The organism is Streptomyces sp. NTH33 (assembly GCF_003236365.1).
Lineage (GTDB): Bacteria > Actinomycetota > Actinomycetes > Streptomycetales > Streptomycetaceae > Streptomyces.
Map to the genome: position 1 here is coordinate 1 of NZ_POTZ01000699.1, position 2579 is coordinate 2579.

A 2579-nucleotide genomic window follows, 5' to 3' on the forward strand; every position below is an offset into this window, starting at 1 on the left:
ACACGTCACAGTGCAGGGGAACGGCGGGGTGGGTACTCGTACGGGCTGTGCGCGGCGGGTGTTTCGGTGCGGCGGTGTCGTGGTGCCGGGTCAATGCGAGGGCGCCGTGGCGGAGTTCCCGGTCGTCGTCGGGAACTCCGCCACGGCGCCTGTACGTTGCGGTCGGCGAGGGGCCGCGTCAGCGGGCGGCGCCTCCACCGGCGTTGGGGCCCTCGTAGTCCTCGCCGTAGGCGCCCTTGGCGGGCCGGCGGCGGCGCATGGGCGGCTCGACGCCGTCCGCGAGGCGGCGGGCGGTGAGCAGGAAGCCGGTGTGTCCGATCATGCGGTGGTCGGGGCGGACGGCCAGGCCTTCGATGTGCCAGTTGCGGATCATCGTCTCCCAGGCGGTCGGCTCGTTGAAGCAGCCGATCTCGCGGATGGACTCCACGGTCCTCGCGAGCTGGGTGGTGGTCGCGACGTAGCAGCACAGGATGCCGCCGGGGACGAGCGCCTTGGAGACGGCCTCCAGGCACTCCCAGGGGGCGAGCATGTCGAGGATGACGCGGTCGACGTCGGTGTCGGACAGGTTGTCCTGGAGGTCGCCGACGGTGAGCTGCCAGGCGGGGTGCGGGCCGCCGAAGTAGCGCTCGACGTTGGCCTGGGCGATCTCGGCGAAGTCGGCGCGGCGCTCGTAGCTGTGCAGCATGCCCTGGTCGCCGATGGCGCGCAGCAGGAAGCTGCTGAGCGAGCCGGAGCCGACGCCGGCCTCCACGACGCGGGCGCCGGGGAAGATGTCGGCGAAGGCGAGGATCTGCCCCGCGTCCTTGGGGTAGACCACGGCTGCCCCGCGGGGCATGGACAGGACGTAGTCGGGGAGCAGGGGGCGCAGCGCGAGGTAGGCGACGTTGCCGGTGGTGCGGACAACGCTGCCCTCGGGTGCGCCGATCAGCTCGTCGTGCGGGAAGGACCCCTTGTGGGTGTGGAAGTTCTTCCCGGCCTCGAGCGTGAACGTGTAGTGGCGGCCCTTGGGGTCGGTCAGCTGTACCTGGTCCCCGACCTTGAAGGGCCCGCGGCGGCGGGCGGCACCGGTCGGTTCGGACATGTGACCAGCCTACCGGTCCCGGGCAGGCCCTCCGACCACGCGGAGGCGGGCCGGGACCGGGCTAGGAGGGGGCCGACGGCCGGGCCATGGCCTTGACGAAGGCGCGCTCCACGTCGGAGGCGGAGAGCACGCCGTAGATCTCGCCGGTCTCCTCCACGACGAGGTACTCGGTGGCCGGGGTGGCGCGCAGGACGTCCAGGAGGTCCTCACCGGCGAGTTCGGCGGAGACGCGCATGCCGTCGGTGAGCTCCTGGGCGAGTTCGCTGGCGTTGACCCAGGGGCGGCGGTGTTCGGGTACGCCGGCGATGGCGGACTCGCGGACCAGGGAGAGGGGTTCGCCGTGGCCGTCGACGACGACCAGGGCGCGGGCGCCGGCGGCGTTGGCGCGGCGCAGGGCCTCGGCCAGGGAGGTGCTGGTCTCGACCGGGACGGCGCGGCGGGTGAGGGCGCGGGCGCGCAGTTCGGGGAGGTGCTCGCGCAGCCGGGCCATGCGCAGGCTGTTGCCGGCGCCGGTCCAGATGATCGCGGCGAGGATGGCGGCGAGCAGGGCGTTGGTGACGGTGCCCACGCCGACGGTGTCCTCGGCGGTGGGGTCGACGCCGGACTGGGTGATCAGGGGCAGGCCGATCAGGACGGAGACGGCGAGCGCGCGGCCGACCCAGGCGGCGGCGATGGTGCCGCTCATGGATCTGCCGGTGATCTTCCAGATGACGGCGCGGAGCATGCGGCCGCCGTCGAGGGGCAGGCCGGGCAGCAGGTTGAAGGCGGCGACGATGAGGTTGGAGATCATCAGGCCGGCCAGCAGGACGCCGGGGACCGTGCCGGGTTCGAAGGGTCGCATGGCGATGTAGAAGACGCCGGCGAGGACCAGGGAGAGCAGCGGGCCGACGAAGGCGAGGACGAACTCGCGGCCGGGGGTCTCGGCCTCCTTCTCGATCTCGGAGACGCCGCCGAAGAACTGCAGCTGGATACGGCGGACCGGCAGCTTGAAGCGGAGGGCCGCGATGGTGTGGGCGAGTTCGTGGACGAGGACGGAGGCGTAGAAGGCGACCGCGAAGAACAGGGACACCAGGTAGCGGGCGGCGCCGAGCTCGGGCAGCACGCGGTCGAGCTGCCCGCCGAACACCCAGGTGATCAGCGCGGCCACGAGGAACCAGCTGGGCGCCACATACACGGGCACTCCGAAGGGCCGTCCCATGAGCAGTCCGCCCCCGGGCTCCTTCGGCCGCGCGGGCGAGGGCGCCTGCCCGGAGCGCGCGTGGGCGCGGTCGGGGTGGGCGTCGCCGGGGCGCCGTCCGTGGTCGTCGGGGGTCCGCGCGGGTCCTTCGGCACCGTGGGCGTAGCGGCGCTCGGGGTGGGTTCCGGCCTGCTGCGGGGACGGCTTGTCCGGAGTGCCGGAGCGACTCTGCTCCGTTCCGGTGTCGCCGGGCGTCGTCTCCCCGTGCGCCGGGGTCTCGGCGGGGTCCTGCTCCCGAGCGGCCCCGGCGCACGGGGAGAC

Annotated in this window: 2 protein-coding genes; both read right to left on the reverse strand. The window is 73.3% G+C overall.

Annotation, left to right across the window (positions count from 1 at the left end):
• Positions 1 to 178: 178 nt before the first annotated feature.
• Positions 179 to 1081, reverse strand: coding sequence for a tRNA (adenine-N1)-methyltransferase (locus C1I97_RS35145; RefSeq protein WP_111007013.1), 903 nt, complete (start codon positions 1079 to 1081; stop codon positions 179 to 181).
• A gap of 61 nt (positions 1082 to 1142) precedes the next feature.
• Positions 1143 to 2579, reverse strand: a 1437-nt coding sequence (locus C1I97_RS35150; RefSeq protein ID WP_258382892.1) for a site-2 protease family protein, incomplete at its 5' end; no start/stop codon positions are given.